14 protein-coding genes and 1 pseudogene are annotated in these 14,559 nt (G+C 75.2%); 6 read left to right on the top strand and 9 right to left on the bottom strand.

What is annotated here, in order from left to right; all coding sequences use genetic code 11:
- The first annotated feature begins 67 nt into the window (after nt 1-67).
- Nucleotides 68-775, top strand: a complete 708-nt coding sequence (locus IE312_RS02360) for a B3/B4 domain-containing protein (RefSeq protein ID WP_189977767.1) — start codon at nt 68-70, stop codon at nt 773-775.
- Nucleotides 776-786: 11 nt separating this feature from the next.
- Here the strand turns inward: IE312_RS02360 and IE312_RS02355 are convergent, their stop codons facing one another.
- Together IE312_RS02355 and IE312_RS02350 are read right to left on the bottom strand one after the other, a co-directional pair.
- A complete protein-coding gene (locus tag IE312_RS02355) occupies nt 787-1,809 on the bottom strand; it encodes a DMT family transporter (RefSeq protein WP_189977765.1) in 1,023 nt (340 codons plus the stop codon).
- Nucleotides 1,806-2,402: a TetR/AcrR family transcriptional regulator gene (locus tag IE312_RS02350; protein WP_189977763.1), complete on the bottom strand. Its 597-nt coding sequence runs from the start codon at nt 2,400-2,402 to the stop codon at nt 1,806-1,808. Before IE312_RS02350 ends, IE312_RS02355 begins: the two co-directional genes overlap by 4 nt.
- A gap of 276 nt (nt 2,403-2,678) precedes the next feature.
- Here IE312_RS02350 and IE312_RS44635 point away from each other — a divergent pair.
- A pseudogene (locus IE312_RS44635) lies at nt 2,679-2,855 on the top strand (helix-turn-helix domain-containing protein); the annotation flags it as partial.
- A gap of 45 nt (nt 2,856-2,900) precedes the next feature.
- Here IE312_RS44635 and IE312_RS02340 read toward each other — a convergent pair.
- Both IE312_RS02340 and IE312_RS02335 read right to left on the bottom strand, forming a co-directional pair.
- A complete protein-coding gene (locus IE312_RS02340; protein WP_189977761.1) occupies nt 2,901-3,770 on the bottom strand; it encodes a class II glutamine amidotransferase in 870 nt (289 codons plus the stop codon).
- A gap of 557 nt (nt 3,771-4,327) precedes the next feature.
- The gene (locus tag IE312_RS02335; RefSeq protein WP_189977759.1) at nt 4,328-5,206 is read right to left on the bottom strand and encodes a universal stress protein; all 879 of its coding nucleotides are present in this window, start codon (nt 5,204-5,206) and stop codon (nt 4,328-4,330) included.
- Nucleotides 5,207-5,558: 352 nt separating this feature from the next.
- Here IE312_RS02335 and IE312_RS02330 point away from each other — a divergent pair, with 352 nt between their 5' ends.
- Together IE312_RS02330 and IE312_RS02325 are read left to right on the top strand one after the other, a co-directional pair.
- Nucleotides 5,559-6,926: an alkaline phosphatase PhoX gene (locus tag IE312_RS02330; RefSeq protein WP_189977757.1), complete on the top strand. Its 1,368-nt coding sequence runs from the start codon at nt 5,559-5,561 to the stop codon at nt 6,924-6,926.
- Nucleotides 6,927-7,037: 111 nt separating this feature from the next.
- Nucleotides 7,038-7,670 carry a precorrin-8X methylmutase gene (locus IE312_RS02325; RefSeq protein ID WP_189977755.1) on the top strand — a complete coding sequence of 211 codons (633 nt, stop codon included), beginning with the start codon at nt 7,038-7,040 and terminating at the stop codon, nt 7,668-7,670.
- 77 nt (nt 7,671-7,747) lie between these two features.
- On the opposite strand, the gene IE312_RS02320 is transcribed toward IE312_RS02325, so the two are convergent.
- Nucleotides 7,748-8,509, bottom strand: a complete 762-nt coding sequence (locus IE312_RS02320; RefSeq protein ID WP_189977753.1) for a cobalt-precorrin-6A reductase — start codon at nt 8,507-8,509, stop codon at nt 7,748-7,750.
- Between the two features lie 180 nt (nt 8,510-8,689).
- Between IE312_RS02320 and IE312_RS02315 the strand changes: the two genes are divergently transcribed.
- Nucleotides 8,690-10,063, top strand: coding sequence for a hypothetical protein (locus tag IE312_RS02315; protein WP_189977751.1), 1,374 nt, complete (start codon nt 8,690-8,692; stop codon nt 10,061-10,063).
- A gap of 125 nt (nt 10,064-10,188) precedes the next feature.
- Nucleotides 10,189-11,145, top strand: coding sequence for an alpha/beta fold hydrolase (locus IE312_RS02310; protein WP_189977749.1), 957 nt, complete (start codon nt 10,189-10,191; stop codon nt 11,143-11,145).
- A gap of 16 nt (nt 11,146-11,161) precedes the next feature.
- On the opposite strand, the gene IE312_RS02305 is transcribed toward IE312_RS02310, so the two are convergent.
- The 4 genes from IE312_RS02305 to IE312_RS38555 form a co-directional block, all read right to left on the bottom strand.
- Entirely contained in the window at nt 11,162-11,509 is a 348-nt protein-coding gene (locus IE312_RS02305; RefSeq protein ID WP_189977748.1) for a DUF1036 domain-containing protein, read from the bottom strand.
- Nucleotides 11,510-11,518: 9 nt separating this feature from the next.
- A complete protein-coding gene (locus IE312_RS02300; protein ID WP_189977747.1) occupies nt 11,519-11,734 on the bottom strand; it encodes a hypothetical protein in 216 nt (71 codons plus the stop codon).
- Nucleotides 11,735-11,872: 138 nt separating this feature from the next.
- On the bottom strand, nt 11,873-12,961 hold the full coding sequence (locus IE312_RS02295; RefSeq protein ID WP_189977746.1) for a sugar ABC transporter substrate-binding protein: 1,089 nt from the start codon (nt 12,959-12,961) through the stop codon (nt 11,873-11,875).
- Nucleotides 12,958-14,559 (bottom strand): ATP-binding SpoIIE family protein phosphatase (locus IE312_RS38555; RefSeq protein ID WP_229898910.1); only part of this gene is annotated, 1,602 nt, incomplete at its 5' end. The genes IE312_RS38555 and IE312_RS02295, both read right to left, overlap by 4 nt.

Below are 14,559 nucleotides of genomic sequence, written 5' to 3'. Positions count from 1 at the left end.
CCCCGCCCAGCCCCGCCCCGCGGCACCCACCCGCCCCGCCGCGCCCGCCGGAAACGGAACACCGCCCATGCCCGCCTTCCGCATCGCCCCCGCCGTCGTCGACGCCTTCCCCGGCACCCTCGTCGCGCTGGTCACCGCCACCGGTCTGCGCGGCCACGAGCCCTGGCCGCACACCGCCGCCGCACTGACGGAGCTCGAACGGCGGCTCGCCGACGGCACCTGGCAGCCCGCCGACGAGACCGACCCCCGGATCGAGGCCTGGCACACCGCCTACCGGTCCTTCGGCACCAATCCGCGCCGCGTCCGCCCCAGCGTCGACGCCCTCGGCCGCCGGCTGGCCAAGAAGGGCTCGCTGCCCCGGATCAACCCGGCCGTCGACTCCTACAACGCCGTCTCGGTACGGCACGGCCTGCCCGCCGGCGCCTTCGACCTGGACCGCGTCACCGGGGACGTCGACATCAGGTACGCGGACGGCACCGAGTCCTTCACCCCGCTCGGCGAGCCCGGCACCGTGGAGCGGCCCCGGCCCGGCGAGGTCGTCTACGCGGACGCCACCGGTGTGCTGACCCGGCACTGGAACCACCGCGACGCCCACCGCACCCGGGTCACCGCGGACTCCGTCCGGGTCGCCTTCGTCCTCGAGACCCTGCGCGCCGACCGCGACGGCGATCTGCTGAAGGACGCGGCGGAGGAACTGCGGGGCCTGCTCGCCCCGCACGCCGCGGGGACCGCCGTCCACCACCTGGGCGCGGGCCGGCCCCGGGCAGCCGTCTGAGGCCGGCTCCGTCAGCCGCCGTGCCCGGCCGGGTCGAGGGACGGCGGACGGCTTTGCGCCGTGTCGCGGGCGTCGTCTCCCGGCGCCTCCCCGGACCGCCCGCGCCGGCGGCGGGCGGCCGGCGACGGTGTGGTGAGGACGGCCAGGCAGGCGATGACGAGGGCGATGCCGGTCCAGCCGACGGCGGGCAGGCGTTCGCCGACGACGAGGACGGCGAGGACGGCCGCGACGGCCGGCTCGAGCAGGGACAGGGTGGTCGCGGTGCTGGCGGGCACGCGCGCGAGGCCCCGGCCGAACAGGACGTACCCGGCGAACATGGGGACCAGCGCCATGTAGGCGCCGACGGCCGCGTGGGACCAGGAGCCGACCAGCGGCGCGCCGGTGGCCAGCAGGACGGGCAGCAGGAGCAGTCCGCCGAGCCCGAAGACGGCGCCCATCGCCGCGCGGGAGGGAAGGCCGCCGCTGATGAGACGGTGCGCGGCCCAGGAGTACAGGGCGTACGTCCCCGCGGCGGCCAGGCCGAGGCCCACGCCGAGCAGCGTGCCGGCCACGGAGGCCGGTCCCGTGCCGTCGACGGCGTGTGCGGTCTCGGCCACGCAGAGCAGGACGGTGCCGAGCAGGCCGAGGGCGGCCGCGGTCGTCCAGCGGCGCGTGAGCCGGCGGCGGTCCACGACGCGTTCGATCAGTGCCGAGGCGAGCGGGGCGGTTCCGATCGACACCACGGTGCCCACGGCGACCCCGGCCAGGCGCATGGAGCTGTAGAACGCCAAGGGGTAGACGGCCACCGAGACCGCGCCGAGCAGCACCGTGCCGCGCCGCCCGCGCAGGCGGGGCAGCTGCCGGACGAGCTGCGGGGCGGCGGCGAGGGCCTGGAGCAGTCCGCCCAGGCCCATGGCGACGGCGCCGATGGCGAGCGGACCGGCCTCGGGGGCGAAGGTGGCGGCCGTACCCGTCGTGCCCCACAAGACGGAGGCGGCCAGGACGCACAGGGCGCCGGTACCCGCTGACCGGCCGGGGCCGGCGGGCCGCTTCACAGACGGTCCAGCAGGTCCGCCGCCAGGCGGCGGGCGCGCCGCAGGCGGTCGCCGTCGCCCTCCAGGCCGGCGCGGGCCATCGCGCCCTCCAGCAGGAAGGCGAGGTGCTCGGCCGTCGCCCGCGCCTCGTCGGGCCGCTCGGGCAGCAGCTCCCGCAGGTGCCCGGCGATCAGCCGCTCGACCTCCTCCTTGTGGGCGCGGACCACCGCCCGGCCCGCGTCCCCGGCGGGGAGCTCGGCGGCGGCGTTCAGCAGGCCGCAGCCGCGGAAGCCGCGCTCGTAGGCGGACGCGGCGTGGTCGGCGTAGGCGTCGAAGACCGCGAGGACGCCGTCGCGCGGGGTCCGGGCGCCCTCCAGCCGGGCCCGGTACAGGCCGAGCCACTCCTCGTGCCGGGCGTCGAGGTAGGCCCGGACGAGGTCGGCCTTGGAGGCGAAGTTGTTGTAGAGGCTCATCTTCGCCACGCCGGCTTCCGCGGTGATCGTGTCGATGCCGGTCGCCGCGACGCCGTCGGCGTAGAAACGGCGGGCCGCGGCCGCGAGCAGCCGCTCCCTGGCCGGCCGTCGCCGGCCGCTCTCCGCGGTGGTCACAACCATCTCCTCGGTCGTCCGGATAACTAGGTAGGTAGGTCTACCTAGATTAAGGGACGGTCGGCTCCCGTGCCAGGGGCCTTCACGGGTGCACCGGCTGCGGGACCGAGCGGCACTGCGTCCGTCCGTTTCTGCCTGTCTCCTTCCTGGTGGCCACGGGGAGGCCGCTGCTTGGCTGGTGCGGCGGGACGAGGCGTACGGCCGGCCCGGGGAACGCATGCCGTCAGGCCCACCGGGAGCCCGACGGCGGCCGCGAGCACCTGCTACGCAGTGTCCGGCCGGGCGCACCACATGTCCGTCCGCCACCTGCACCGGCTCTTCGAGGGCGAGGGCATCACCGTGAGCCGGCTCGTCCAGCGGCGGCGGCCGGAGGCGTGCGGCCGGGAACTGGCCCGGCGCGGGCGGGTGACCCCCACCGTCTCGGCCGTGGCCCGGCGCTGGGGCTTCGTCAACCCTGCACCGGACCGGCGCGGAGGGCCCGGCCCCGGGCGGGGTGCGGCGCCGTCAGGCGGCCCGCTGGGAGGCGGCCGCGTCCGGGTGCATCTCGTCGAGGGTGAGCCGGTGCGCCGGCGGATCCGGGAGGATGATCCGGCGGGTGGTGCGGAGGCCGGGGCCGACGTGCAGCAGTTCGCCGGGCTCCATCCCGCGCCAGTGCGGGTTGTCGTCCATGCGCTCGCTGGCGACGACGACGGCGGGCTGCTCGGCCAGGTGCGACGAGTGGACGCGCAGGCGACCGTGGGTGCCGCTGTGGTCGAGGTGCCGGTCGCCGTGCTCGCCGCCCGCCCTGCGTTCGAGGACGTACAGGTCGTGGGTGTCCGGGTAGCGCAGCGCCCACAGTTCCTCGGGGGTGATGAGGATCAGGTTGACGGCGTAGACGGGCAGGTTGCCGGCGATCCAGCGGGTGGCGTGCCGGATGCCCTCGGTGACGTCCCCGCCGTGCCGCCTGGTCTCCCGGGTGATCAGGGCGAAGAAGCGCTCGGAGTCGGTGTCGCCGTGCACGAGTGACCGGTCCTCGCCCAGGTGGTCGTCGAGCGCGTCCAGGCCTTCGATGACCCCGTTGTGCGCGAAGAGCCGCCCGTCCTGCTCGAAAGGGTGGGTGTTGCGGACGTCCAGGCCTCCGGTGGAGGCGAAACGCACGTGGGCGATGAAGGTGGCGGACTCGACCTCACGGGCCTGTTCGGCGAAGGCGCGGTCGCGGTAGGCGGCGATGGGGGACTTGTCGACGCGCGGGGTGCCGTCGGCGGCGAAGTGACCGAGGCCGGTGCCGTCGGGGTCCCGGTGGCTCTGCCGGCTGAGGCTGTCGGGGGCGTCCAGGAGCCAGAAGGTCGCGCGGGTACGGCGGGGGGCGCTGCTGAGGCCGAAGAGACGGCACACGGCGTTCCTCCAGTGGGTCGGCGGCCCTTCGCGTCTCGTGCCGGGCCGGGGGTTCCTGCTCTGTCGCCGGTGCGCACGCCGCCGGGCGGTGCCGCCGGCAGCCGGCTTCCCGTGGGCCGGCCTGTGCCCGTCCTCCCTTCGGGGTTCGTCCGCCCCTGTCAGGAGTCCCACGCGGGACCGGGGACGAACCATGCGGCCGGCCGGCAGGCGGTCCTCTCGCGGGGACTCCCTGGCGTCGCGGGAGTCTCCCCCGCGCCCGGCCTCGCCGGACGACATGGCGCGTCGGCCCGGGTGAAGACCGCGATACGGGGTTCCACGCGGCCGCCGGTGCCGTCGAGCCGGGTCAGGATCTGCCGGGAGACCTCGATGGACTGCGGTGCCCACGAGGCTTACTGGTGCGCCCACGCCTGCTGCACGGTGTCACAGGACCGCCGGGCCGCGGCGAGCGCGCGGGCGGAGTACGGGAGGCTGTCGCGCGGTCTGCCCTCGCACAGGATGAGGGCCCAGGCGGGCCGTGTTCAGCCACCGCGGGGCCCCCCGACGTGCGCGGCGGCCGGTCACCGCCGCGGCACGAGCGCCACCGGGCACAGGGCGTGGTGCAGCAGGGCGTGCGCTACCCGGCCCAGCGGGTGTCCGGCACGGCCGTGCCGGGGGCGGACGCCGACCACGACCAGGTCGGCGGCGGCCGAGCGGTCCACGAGCACCTTCCGCGCGTGGCCCTCCGGCGTCGTACGGTCCACCCGGACCCGCGGACGGCCGGCGGACGCGTCCCCCAGCAGGGCGTCCAGCAGCTCGGCCGCCTCCCGCTCGTGCCGGTGCGCGGTGTCCGCGCCGGGCGGCGGACGGCCCGCGCCCCCGTACACGGGGCGGTGCCAGGCGCGCACCACGTCCAGGACGCAGCCGCGTGCCTCGGCCTCCCGGAAGGCGAAGCGCACGGCATCGCCGGCGGTGTCCGGCTCCCCGGCGCCGAGCAGGACGCGCCGGTGGGTGCCGGCCAGACCGGCCCCGTCCCCGCGGACGACGACGACCGGGCAGCGGGCGCGGGCGGCCACGGCCGGCCCGACCGAGCCGGGCAGCAGGTCCTTCAGCACGCCCCGGCCGCGTGCTCCGGTCACCACGGCGAAGGCCTTGTCGCCCTCGCTCAGCAGGGCGGTCACCGCCTCCTGCGGCACGATCCCGGTGGCCGTGGTGACGTCCGGGGACCGCCGTCGGGCCCGGGCCGCCGCCGAGGCGACGATCTGCTCGGCCAGCGCCCGCTCCGAGAAGGGTTCCCGGCCGCCCGCCGGCGCGGTGCCGTCCTCGTAGCGCTCCCAGAGGCAGGCGTACACCAGCCGCAGCGGCAGCCCGTGGCGGGCCGCCTCGTCCACCGCCCAGTCGACCGCCGTCAGACTGGCCTCGGATCCGTCCACTCCCACGACCAGGGGCAGTTCCGTCATCGGGCTCACCGCCTTCCGCCGGGCCACGGTGCCCGTGGCACAGGCCCTCGATGCCACGGTGACACGCCTCGGCGCCGCACACGAACAGGTGGCCCCGTCCGGCCCGCCGGGAGCCGGGCGGACCCCGCTGATCACCGCCCGCTGACGGCCCGCGCGCTTCCCGACCGGCCGTCGGCGCCGGCGTGCCGGGCGGCACGGTCTCCCCACGGGCGACGGGGACGGGGGACCGGGGCCGGCCGGTCGTCCCGCGGGCGAGGTGACACGGCTGCGCGCGTGGTTCCCGCGGCCCGTACCAGGTGATAGACACGGCGGAGTCACAGTTCCTGTCCGCCAGCAGGAAGGTCGCTGCCGCATGTCTGCAACACGCCGTCAGGTCCTGGCCACCGCGAGCGCCTTGGGAGCGGGCATCGCCTTCACCGGGGCCCTGTCCGAGCTCTTCGCGGGCACCGCCGCCGCACAGAACCTGGGTCACACCGGCTACGGCCCGCTCGTCCCCGATCCGGACGGGCTGATCGATCTGCCGAAAGGTTTCCGCTATACCGTGCTCTCCCGCGAGGGCGACCAACTCCGTTCGGGCGAGGGCCCGGTCCCCTCCCACCACGACGGCATGGCCGCGTTCGGCGGCCGAGGGGGCCGTACCCACCTCGTCCGCAACCACGAGAACCGGGCCACCGCGCAGATCCCGGTGCCGACCGTGGACGGCCTCACCTACGACCCGGCGGGCAAGGGCGGCTGTACGGCCCTGACGCTCGACGCGCACCACCGCGTGCTGTCCGAACGGGTCGCCGTCGCCGGTACGGCCGTCAACTGCGCGGGCGGCCACACCCCGTGGGGCACCTGGCTGACCTGTGAGGAGACCGAGGACAGGGCGGGCACCAACGGTTACGTTAAGGACCACGGCTTCGTCTTCGAGGTCCACCCCACCGACCCGCACCGCACCGGCGCCGTCCCGCTGACCGCGCTGGGCCGCTTCCAGCACGAGGCGATCGCGATCGACCCGCGCAACGGCACCGTCTACGAGACGGAGGACGCCTTCCTGGAGCCGTTCGGTCTGTTCTACCGCTTCCTCCCCGCCAAGCCGCTGGGCGGTGTCGGTTCACTGCGCGCGGGCGGCCGCCTTCAGGCCATGCGGGTGCCCGGCGTACCCGACCTGTCCACCGTCCAGGAGACCGGAACACGCTTCGACGGCATCGAGTGGGTGGACGTACCCGATCCGCTGGCCGCCGCCACCCCGACCCGGCTGCAGGACTACGGCCCCGGCGGCATCACCCACGCACAGAAGCTGGAGGGCTGCTACTGGGGCGGCAGCTGCGTGTACTTCGTGTCGTCCTTCGCCCGCAGCGCGGAAGGCTCCGCGGCCGACCACTACGGCCAGATCTGGCGCTACGACCCGGGGCACCGCCGGCTGACCCTCGTGGTCGTGTTCGGCCCGGACACCGATGTCCAGCTGCCCGGCGAGTCCCCGGACAACATCTGCCTCGCGCCCGGCGGCGGCCTGATGGTGTGCGAGGACGGCAACGGCGCCCAGCACGTGTTCGGCGTGACCCGCAAGGGCGAGGTGTACGCCGTGGCCCGCGGCCGCCAGAACATCGGGACGCCCGAGCGGCCCGAGTGGGGAGAGTTCGCCGGTGTCACCTTCTCGCCCGACGGCGGGACGATGTTCGTGAACTGCTACACGCCCGGCACCACGTTCGCGGTGACCGGTCCGTGGCGGGGCTGACCTCCGGGCGCCGAAGGGTGCTGCGCATCCGGGGGTGGGTATGCTCGCCGCCGTGCCGGCGCCGACCGCCCCAGGCGCCGCGAGACGACCGAGAGCAGCGAGAAGAGCACCGTGACCACCCACGTCTACGAGAAGGACGGCGCGGCGATCTACCGCCAGTCCTTCGCCACCATCCGCGCGGAAGCCGACCTCGCGGGACTGCCCGCCGACGTCGCCCAGGTCGCGGTGCGCATGATCCACGCCTGCGGGATGGTCGACCTGGTACGGGACCTGGCCCACACCCCCGCGGTGGTGGCCCGGGCCCGTGAGGCCCTGCGCGCCGGGGCGCCGGTCCTCTGCGACGTGCAGATGGTGGCCAGCGGGGTGACCCGCAGGCGGCTGCCCGCCGGCAACGACGTGCTCTGCACCCTGTCCGACCCGGCCGTCCCGGAACTGGCCGCGCGGCTGGGCACCACGCGCAGCGCCGCCGCGCTGGAACTGTGGCGGGACCGGCTGGAGGGCGCGGTCGTCGCCGTCGGCAACGCGCCCACCGCCCTGTTCCGCCTCCTGGAGATGATCGAGGAAGGCGCTCCCCGGCCCGCCGCCGTCATCGGTGTCCCGGTCGGCTTCGTCGGCGCCGCCGAGTCCAAGGACGCCCTGGCCGCGCACCCGTCCGCACTGGAGTACCTGGTGGTCCGCGGCCGGCGTGGCGGCAGCGCCATCGCCGCCGCCGCGGTCAACGCGATCGCCAGCGAGGAGGAGTGACGGGACGGGCGCGTCGGCGCGACACCGCGCGGACGCGCCCCGGTCGCCCCGCCGTCCGATGCGGGTGGCGGCGCGGCTCAGCGGTGTGAAGGCGGTCCCGCCGCCAGGCGCTCGCGGACCCACCGGGCCGCGCCCTCGGGGTCGGGTACGACGGGCACGCCGCGCGGAGCCGGTGGCCGGCGTACCACGACGACGGGCAGCCTGGCCTCCCGCGCGGCCGTGAGCTTCGGCGCGGTGGCCGCTCCGCCGCTGTCCTTCGTGACCACGACGTCGATGCGGTGGCGCCGCAGCAGGTCGCGCTCCCCGTCGAGGGTGAAGGGCCCCCGGTCCAGCAGCACCTCCGTGCGGGACGGGTACGGGGGCTCGGGTGCGTCGACCGACCGGACGAGGAACCACAGCTCGTCCAGGCCCGCGAAGGCGGCCAGGCCCATCCGCCCGGTGGTCAGGAATACGCGCCGGCCGAGTCCGGGCAGCGCCCGCGCGGCCTCCTCCAGCGAGTCCGCCTCGTGCCACCGGTCGCCCGGAACGGGGGCCCAGCCGGGCCGGCGCAGGGCCAGCAGGGGGATGCGGGCGGCGGCAGCGGCCCGGGCCGCGTGGAAACTCATCGCCGCGGCGAAGGGGTGGGTGGCGTCCACGACCGCGTCGACCGCGTGCTCGCGCAGCCACGCCGTCAGCCCCTCCGCCCCGCCGAACCCGCCGACCCGGGTCCCGCCCGGCAGGGCCCGGGGTCCGGCGACCCGTCCGGCGAGGGAGCTGGTCAGCCTCAACCCGGCCGTCCGGTCGAGCAGTTCGGCGAGACGACGGGCCTCCGCGGTACCGCCGAGGATCAGTACGTGCATGCGGGTCCGGATCCGTTCCTGGGCAGTGGTGGCGGCCCGAGGGCGGGTGCGGTCGGGCGCGGGTCGCCGCCCGGTGCCTCGGGGGCCGGGCTCGACGGGGACGCACTCTACTGGGCGACGGCCGGCGCTGCCGTGGGGCCGGGATGAAAGGTGCCGCGCACCGGCTTACCGTCGGAACCGATGGACGCGTACGCGCGGAGCGGCTCGGGAGCGGCCCTGCACGACCTGTGGCCCCGGCTGCCGGGCGGGGCCCGCTCGGAGCTGCTGCGCCGCGGCGCCGAGGCCGACTGGTGGATCGCGGACGCGCTGCCGGGCCGCTGGGAGGCGCTGCGCCCGCTGGTGTTCTCCGAAGCGGCCTACTACCGGTTCGGCGCGCTGGCGGCGGATGTGCTGCGGTGCGCCCTGCTCGCGTGCCGGCGCCGGGCCTCCACCGCCGGCGAGCTGTACCGGGCCCTGCACGACCACCGCGACCTGCGGCTGCTCGACCCGTCGCAGCCGCTGTCCGCCGCGCTGCTGCGCCTGGCCCGTCCCGACGCGCTGGTGGTCGGCGGTACGCCGTGGTTCGTCGAGCTGAACGTCGGCCCCAACATCTACGGCGTCCCCGGCCTGGAGCGGCGGAGCGCGGCGTTCGCCCGCCGCTGGCGGGACGGTGTGCTGGTCGAGCCTCCGTCGACCCTGCGGGCGCGGGCGGCCTGCCTGGCCGGGGTCGTACCGGGCGGCGGCCGGGCGCTGGTCCCCACCTGGCGGGCCGTGTCGGGCATCGCGGCGAAGCTGGACGGGACCCGGGCGCTGCGCCGCTATCTGCGGCCGGCCGCGAAAGCCGCCCTGGCGGCGGGACTGGACGTGTCCGTCGCGGACCTGTCCGAGGTCCGTGGCGGCGCCGACGGGCTGTGGGCCGGGGACGACCGCGTCGACGTCGTGTTCAACCAGTTCGTCAGTCCGGTGCTGGCCGACGGTGGAGCCGCCGCCGTCCTGCGGGCCGCCGTGCTGGCCGGCGGCGTGCGGCTGTTCGTCCCCGAGGCCGCGTGCCTGCTGAGCGCCAAACAGGTGCTGGCCTGGATGCACGAGGACCTCGACCTGTACGCGCCCGCGGACCGCGAACTGATCCTCGCGCATGTGCCGTGGACGGCGTGGCTGGGCCCCGGTCAGCCCCCTGAGCTGCGCCGGGCCGTCCTGGCGCACGCGGTGCGGGAGCGGGCCGGTCTCGTCGTGAAGCCCTCCTGCGGCCGGGGCGGCGCCGGTTTCGCGGCGGGCCACCGGCTCGCGGCGCGGGACTGGCTCGACCTGTTGTCGCGGCGCTCGCGCGAGCAGACGCTCGTGCTGCAGCGCCGGCTCGTACCGGACCGCACCCGGATGCACTTCCGCGCTCGCGACGGCGCCCGGACGGCCGCCCGGGTGCCCTTCGTGCTCTCCCCGTTCCTGCTGGACGGCCGGGTCGCGGGGGCCTGTGTCCGCCACCCGGATCCCGAGGCGGACCCGGCCGTCACACCCGTGAACGCCGCGGCGGGCGGTGTCGTCAACACCGTGCTGCTGCTCCCGGACACGGAGCCGTGATGCCGTGCGCGTACCTCGGGCGGCGACCGCCCGAAGGTGCGGACCGAGCACCCCGGAGGCCGCCCGCCTCCAGCAACCGGTGGGGTTCCGGGGGTTCGATGATCATCGCGCGTACGCTCGTGCGCATGGTGGAACATCGCATGGTCGACGTGAACGGCATCCGGCTGCACATCGCCGAACAGGGCAGCGGCCCCCTGGTCGTGCTCCTGCACGGCTTCCCCGAGTCCTGGCACTCCTGGCGGCACCAGTTCGGCCCGCTGGCCGACGCGGGCTTCCGCGTGGTCGCCCCCGACCAGCGGGGTTACGGACGCAGCGACCACCCCGAGGACGTCGACGCGTACACCATCCTGCACCTGGTCGGCGACGTCGTCGGGCTGGTCCACGCCCTCGGCGAGGAGAAGGCGTACGTCGTGGGGCACGACTGGGGCGCGCCGGTCGCCTGGCACACGGCGCTGCTGCGCCCGGACCTGGTGCGCGGGGTGGCCGGGCTGAGCGTGCCGCCGCCCTTCCGCGGGACCCGGCCTCCGCTGGCCGCCATGGCCGAGCGGTTCGACGGCCGCTTCTACTGGAACTACTTCAGCCGCCCCGGCGTCGCCGACGCCGAGTTCGCCGCGGACCCGCGCACCACGCTGCGCAGGATCTTCTACTGGGGCTCCGGGGACTCCCCCGACGCGGGTGCCGGCAAGCAGCCACTGGTCGACCCGGAGCGGGGCTGGCTCGCGACCATGCCCGACCCGGAGGTGCTGCCGGACTGGTTCTCCGAGGACGATCTGGACGCGCTCACCGAGAGCTTCGCCCAGGGTTTCACCGGAGCCCTCAACTGGTACCGCAACCTCGACCGCAACTGGGAACTGACCGCTGCCTGGCAGGGTGCCGTCGTCACCCCGCCCGCCCTATACGTCTACGGCGACCGCGACGTCGTCCCCGCCTTCCCCGGCACCCCCGAACTCATCGCCCGGCTCCCCGATCTGATGCCCAGCCTGCGGCGTGCGCCGCTGGAACTGGCCGGCTGCGGACACTGGACGCAGCAGGAGCGCCCGCGCGAGGTGAACGAGGCTCTCATCGACTTCCTGCGTGCGTAGCCCCCTGAAGGGCCCGTCAGGGCAGGAAGGTGTGCACGTGGTCGGGCCGGCTCACGACGATCTCGTTCATCAGGATCGTCCGTGACGAGGAGTCCGCGGTGTCCGTGCACCATGCGAAGGCGCGGGACGGAACCAGTTCCTGGTAGCGGTCCCGCCATTCCGTGCCGTCCGCCGCGTGCGCGTAGCAGTACCAGATCGGGTTCACCGCCTGGACGTCGCCGCCGTAGACGACCGCGGTCCCGCCGGGTTCGATCTGCCACCACCCCTTCTTCATCCACTCGCCGCCGTCGGGGCAGTTGGGGTAAGACCACTCGACCATCGCCCAGAGGGTCTTGCTGGAGGCGTTGCTGAATGTCAGCGACATGTCTCTCTCCTAATCCGGTGTCGGCTGCCTGCGTGCGACCGGGCGGCCGTTCTCGGGCTGTGCGGGGCTCACCGGGCCGTTGCCGGGGCGTGATTCGCTCATGCTCGCCCGGTTCTCGGAATCGGCGACGAGCCGGCTGGTCACGGCGCGGTCCAGCGCTTCTTCGTCGGTGTCGGTCGTCGGGTCCACCTCGACCTCGTTCTCCTGGGCATGCGGTTCGGACATGGCCTGCTCCTTGGTCGGTGCTGAGTCAGCGCTCGCGTTCCTGCCGTCACAGGCCTCGCGGTTGCCTCAATTCCAGGCAAACAGAGGTTCGCGCAGTACGCCATTCGGCCCAACGTCTGCTGTTTCGGCTTCAATTGCTCACGTGTGGGGGCGGTTGGCCGAGCAGGGGGGCCGGCCTCGCGGCACCGGGCCGCAGATCTGGTCCATGGTGTACACGCCGTCCTTCACCAGCGTCTGCCGGACGGTGCCGGCGGTCACCGCGCGCGGTGTCAGCAGGACCGACGGGATGTGCCGGGTGGTCGGGCTGTCGACCGCCGTCGTGGCGAGGTCGCGCGGATCGCCGCCGCGTCCCAGGCTGACGGCCATCGCGGCGACCGCGTCGGCCTCCGCCCGGAAGGGCTTGTAGACGGTCATGTACTGCTCGCCCCTGACGATGCGTCGTACGGCGTCGAGGTCGGCGTCCTGTCCGGTGACGGGAGGCAGTGTGCGGGCGTGGGCGCCCTTGAAGGCGGAGATGACGCCCGCGGCCATGGCATCGTTGGCGGCCAGCACGCCGTCGATGTGTTCCGGGCGCAGGGCCGCGATGGCCGCGGACATGTTGACGTGGGCGTTCTCCGTGCTCCAGCCGGGGGTGTCGTAGGACCTGCCGATCCTGACCTTGCCGGTGAGGACGGACAGCGCGCCCTTTCTGAACCACGCCGCGTTCGGGCTGGCCGGATCGCCGTTCATCATGACGACGTTCCCGCCGTGCGCCTTGTCGCCCATGGCCGTCAGGAGGGCCTCGGCCTGGAGCCGGCCGACCCGCGCGCCGTCGAAGCTGACGAATCCGGAGACCGGGCCCTCGGCGAGCCGGTCGTAGGCGACGACGGGGACGCCCGCGTCGTGCGCCTCCTCGATGGAGGAGCGCAGTGCCCGGGTGTCGGCGGCGTCGAGGATCAGGACCCTGACCCCCCTGGTGATCATGGAGGTCATCTGCTGCCGCTGTCTCGTCGGGTCGTTGCCGGCGTCGGCGTACTCCACGCGGCAGCGGGGGCACCGTTCCGCCAGCCGTTTCTCGATCAGCGGCTTGTCGAACCGCTCCCAGCGGGGCAGGGCCCGGCCCGGCAGCAGCAGGCCGACGGTGAAGCCGTCCGGGTGGCTCTCCCCGCGCCCTTGGCAGGCGGCCACGGGAACGGTCAGGAGCCCCGCGACGAGCGCGGCGACCACGGGCCGCGCACGAACCCTCATGGCAGGTCGCCCCGGTCCGCCGGCGGCCCCGGGTCCGGGCGGGACGGCTCCCGGGGCGGTACGACGATCTCGCTCCACACCTGCTTGCCGCTGGCGACCGGCACCGAACCGAAGGAGTCCGACACCGCCTCGACCAGCATCAGCCCCCGGCCGCCGGTGGACTCCCAGTCCACGATCACCGGCTTGGCGGGGGCGCGCGGCGAGGAGTCGTTGACGCTGACGCGCACCCGGTCCCCGCGGAGCATCAGGTCGACGTGGACCTGCCCCTGGGTGTGCACCAGGGCGTTGGTGACCAGTTCGGACACCACCAGCAGCACCGCGTCCGCCACCTCCTCGACGTGCCACCGGCGCAACGTGCGCGCGGTGAAGCGGCGGGCGTGCATGACGGCGTCCGGCAGCCGCCACACCGCCCAGCCGGCGCGGATGGGCCGGGTCTCCATGCCGTCGTACCGGAGCAGCAGCAGGGCGACGTCGTCCTCGCGGCGGCCGGCGTCACCCAGGAGCATGTCGGCCACCCGCCCCGGATCGGAGGGGTCGGCGGCGGCGAGCGCGGTGCGGGTGCGCCGCATTCCGTCGTCCAGGGGCAGGTCGGCGGCTTCGACCAGGCCGTCGGTGACCAGGGCGAGCAGCGTGCCGGGGGCCAGCGCGACGGCGGTCATGGGGAACTCCGCGTCCGCGGAGACCCCAAGCGGCAGCGCGCCTTCGACCCGCACCTCCTCGGCGCTGCCGTCGGGGTGCCGCATCAGCGGGGAGAGGTGTCCGGCCCGGACGAACAGGACGTTGCCCTCCTCCATGTCCAGCTCGGCGTAGCAGCAGGTGGCGAACAGGTCGGTCTCCATGCCGACGAGGAGCCGGTTGGCGTGCGAGACGACCACGTCCGGCGGGTGTCCCTCCACCGCGTACGCGCGCACCGCCGTCCGCATCTGCCCCATGATGGTCGCCGCTCCGGCGCTGTGTCCCTGCACGTCGCCGATGACCAGGGCCACCCGGTCCTCGGACAGGGCGATGACGTCGTACCAGTCGCCGCCGACCTGCAGCCCGCGCCGGGCGGGCAGGTAGCGGGCGACGGCCGTGCCGCCGGAGAGTTCGGGCAGGCGCCGGGGCAGCAGGCTGCGCTGGAGCATCGTCGCGAGTTCCTGCTCGGCGTCGTGCGCGTGCGCGCGTTTGACGGCCTGTCCGATCAGGGCCGCGGTGGCCGTCAGCAGGGACCGTTCCTCGGGGGCGAAGGCGTGCGGCCGGTCCCAGCCGATCAGGCACACGCCGACGGGCCGGCCCTTGGCGGGCAGCGGCAGGACGGCCAGGCCTCCGGGGCCGACGCCGGCGAGCCCGGGTTCGAGGGCGGCGCCGGCCGGCCACAGGCACGGGTGTCCGTCCCGCAGTGCCGTCCGCAGGGTGGGCAGGGCGGCGACGGCCGGTTCGGGCCACTGGGCGCGCCATTCGCGGCGCCACGCCTCCGGCCAGGCGGCGGGTTCGGGCGGATCGAGCACGGTGACGGTGAGCCGCTCGTCCTGCAGCTCCGCGAGCGCCACACGATCGGCGCCGAGCGGTTCCCGCAGCGCGGTGACCACCACACGGCTGACGTCGGCGAGGGTGCTGGC

This window comes from Streptomyces capoamus, from assembly GCF_014654935.1.
GTDB lineage: Bacteria > Actinomycetota > Actinomycetes > Streptomycetales > Streptomycetaceae > Streptomyces > Streptomyces capoamus.
Note: the sequence above shows the minus strand (reverse complement) of the source record. Positions and strands in the feature narration are given on the sequence as shown.

Excerpts from the sequence above, each read along its gene's own strand:
- IE312_RS02360 (WP_189977767.1), top strand. The coding sequence starts at position 68 with ATGCCCGCCTTCCGCATCGCCCCCGCCGTCGTCGACGCCTTCCCCGGC.
- IE312_RS02310 (WP_189977749.1), top strand. The coding sequence starts at position 10,189 with ATGGTGGAACATCGCATGGTCGACGTGAACGGCATCCGGCTGCACATC.
- IE312_RS02305 (WP_189977748.1), bottom strand. The coding sequence starts at position 11,509 with ATGTCGCTGACATTCAGCAACGCCTCCAGCAAGACCCTCTGGGCGATG.
- IE312_RS02335 (WP_189977759.1), bottom strand. The coding sequence starts at position 5,206 with ATGACGGAACTGCCCCTGGTCGTGGGAGTGGACGGATCCGAGGCCAGT.
- IE312_RS02330 (WP_189977757.1), top strand. The coding sequence starts at position 5,559 with ATGTCTGCAACACGCCGTCAGGTCCTGGCCACCGCGAGCGCCTTGGGA.
- IE312_RS02350 (WP_189977763.1), bottom strand. The coding sequence starts at position 2,402 with ATGGTTGTGACCACCGCGGAGAGCGGCCGGCGACGGCCGGCCAGGGAG.
- IE312_RS02320 (WP_189977753.1), bottom strand. The coding sequence starts at position 8,509 with ATGCACGTACTGATCCTCGGCGGTACCGCGGAGGCCCGTCGTCTCGCC.
- IE312_RS02315 (WP_189977751.1), top strand. The coding sequence starts at position 8,690 with ATGGACGCGTACGCGCGGAGCGGCTCGGGAGCGGCCCTGCACGACCTG.
- IE312_RS02295 (WP_189977746.1), bottom strand. The coding sequence starts at position 12,961 with ATGAGGGTTCGTGCGCGGCCCGTGGTCGCCGCGCTCGTCGCGGGGCTC.
- IE312_RS02300 (WP_189977747.1), bottom strand. The coding sequence starts at position 11,734 with ATGTCCGAACCGCATGCCCAGGAGAACGAGGTCGAGGTGGACCCGACG.